This window comes from Loktanella sp. 3ANDIMAR09 (assembly GCF_001420005.1).
Taxonomy (GTDB): Bacteria; Pseudomonadota; Alphaproteobacteria; order Rhodobacterales; family Rhodobacteraceae; genus Loktanella.
The window spans coordinates 1-2,500 of the sequence record NZ_LJAK01000027.1; the positions used below are offsets into that span (position 1 = coordinate 1).

The window sequence follows — 2,500 nt, forward strand, 5'->3', positions numbered from 1 at the left end:
AACGCAAAAAGCCACCCTGAGGTGGTTGGTAACGCGGTAATAATATTACGAAGATGTTGGTTGCGGGAGTAGGATTTGAACCTACGACCTTCAGGTTATGAGCCTGACGAGCTACCGGGCTGCTCCATCCCGCGACAGTGATTGATTTTGATCGTTTGAGAGATACTGGACCGTGCTTATTAGGTGTGGCGATGACTTACTCTCCCACGTCTTGAGACGCAGTACCATCAGCGCAGTGGCACTTAACGGCCGAGTTCGGGATGGGATCGGGTGTTTTGCTCACGCTATGATCACCACACCAAAAAAGCACGGTGGAAACACGAAGGTGTTTCCACCGGGTGGCAAGGCATGTTTGCAAGGCAAATATGCAGCCACTCAGTGGAACACCTTCGCGCTCCGACATCAGAGACCCTTGTTTTCAGAAGGGAATGTTCCAAGCCAGTACGGCTAATGTTGTGTGTGTATGTATTCTGATTTGGTCGTCGTAAAAGCATGGCTTCTACTGGATCAAATCAAGCCTATCGAGCCATTAGTACCAGTCAACTGAACACATTGCTGTGCTTACATCTCTGGCCTATCGACGAGGTGGTCTACCTCGGCTCTCAGGGATATCTTGTTTTGAAGGGGGCTTCCCGCTTAGATGCCTTCAGCGGTTATCCTGTCCGATCATAGCTACTCTGCACTGCCGTTGGCACGACAACAGATCCACCAGTGGATCGTTCACCCCGGTCCTCTCGTACTAGGGGCAACTCTTCTCAAATATCCTACACCCACGGAAGATAGGGACCGAACTGTCTCACGACGTTCTAAACCCAGCTCACGTACCTCTTTAAACGGCGAACAGCCGTACCCTTGGGACCTGCTCCAGCCCCAGGATGAGATGAGCCGACATCGAGGTGCCAAACGGTGCCGTCGATATGGACTCTTGGGCACCATCAGCCTGTTATCCCCAGCGTACCTTTTATCCGTTGAGCGATGGCCCTTCCACTCGGGACCACCGGATCACTATGGCCGTCTTTCGACTCTGCTCGACTTGTCAGTCTCGCAGTCAGGCTGGCTTCTGCCATTGCACTCAACGAGCGATTTCCGACCGCTCTGAGCCAACCTTCGCGCGCCTCCGTTACAATTTAGGAGGCGACCGCCCCAGTCAAACTACCCACCACACAGGGTCCCGGATCCGGATAACGGACCGCGGTTAGACATCAAGCAATGCAAGGGTGGTATCTCAAGGGAGGCTCCACGAGGACTGGCGTCCCCGCTTCAAAGCCTACCACCTATCCTGCACATGCATGGCCTGATGCCAGTGTGAAGCTGTAGTAAAGGTGCATGGGGTCTTTCCGTCTAACCGCGGGTAACCGGCATCTTGACCGGTAATTCAATTTCGCTGAGTCCACATTTGAGACAGCGGGGAAGTCGTTACGCCATTCGTGCAGGTCGGAACTTACCCGACAAGGAATTTCGCTACCTTAGGACCGTTATAGTTACGGCCGCCGTTTACCTGGGCTTCAATTCGGAGCTTGCACTCCTCCTTTTAACCTTCAGGCACCGGGCAGGCGTCAGACCCTATACGTCGTCTTACGACTTCGCAGAGCCCTGTGTTTTTAGTAAACAGTCGCCACCCCCTGGTTTGTGCCCCCGGCCTCTACTTGCGTAAAAACCGGGCCTCCTTCTCGCGAACTTACGGAGGTATTTTGCCGAGTTCCTTAAATGTGGTTCTCTCAAGCGCCTTGGTATTCTCTACCAGTCCACCTGTGTCGGTTTAGGGTACGATCTTAAAGGAGGGCTATTTCCAGGGACCTGTTGGCAGCCCATTCAATCCGATAAGGATGAACTACGTCTCAGATCCGTCACCACTCCACGGCCCAGGAATATTAACCTGGTTCCCATCGACTACGCCTTTCGGCCTCGCCTTAGGGGTCGGCTTACCCTGCTCAGATTAGCTTTAAGCAGGAACCCTTGGACTTTCGGCGAGGGAGTCTCTCACTCCCTTTGTCGCTACTCATGTCATCATTCTCACTAGTGATCTCTCCACCCGATGGCTCACGCCCGGGCTTCATCGAAAGCTTCACGTCTCCAATACTGGCGAACCAGTTAAGGAGACAGGAAACTATGTCACACTACGCTCTGCTACCGCGCACATAAAGTGCACCCTAGACTTCGGCTCATGGCTTGAGCCCCGTTACATCTTCGCCGCAGGACAGCTTATTTAGACCAGTGAGCTGTTACGCTATCTTTAAAGGATGGCTGCTTCTAAGCCAACCTCCTGGTTGTTTTGGCCGTCCCACCTGCTTTCCCACTTAGCCATGAATTAGGGGCCTTAGTCGTAGGTCAGGGTTGTTTCCCTCTTCACAACGGACGTTAGCACCCGCTGTGTGTCTGCCGTCTAGTACTCCTCGGTATTCGGAGTTTGGTTAGGATCAGTAAGCCGGTAAGGCCCCATTACCCATCCAGTGCTCTACCCCCGAGGGTATTCGGACGACGCTCTACCTAAATAGATTTC

The 2,500-nt window shown here is 53.2% G+C and carries 1 tRNA gene and 2 rRNA genes (1 of these 3 cut by a window edge); all 3 read right to left on the reverse strand.

What is annotated here, in order from left to right:
• Positions 1-57 precede the first annotated feature (57 nt).
• Positions 58-134, reverse strand: a tRNA-Met gene (locus AN189_RS18560).
• 49 nt (positions 135-183) lie between these two features.
• Positions 184-298: ribosomal RNA gene (gene rrf / locus AN189_RS18565) — 5S ribosomal RNA — on the reverse strand.
• Between the two features lie 210 nt (positions 299-508).
• Positions 509-2,500, reverse strand: a 23S ribosomal RNA gene (locus AN189_RS18570); it runs 840 nt beyond the window's last position.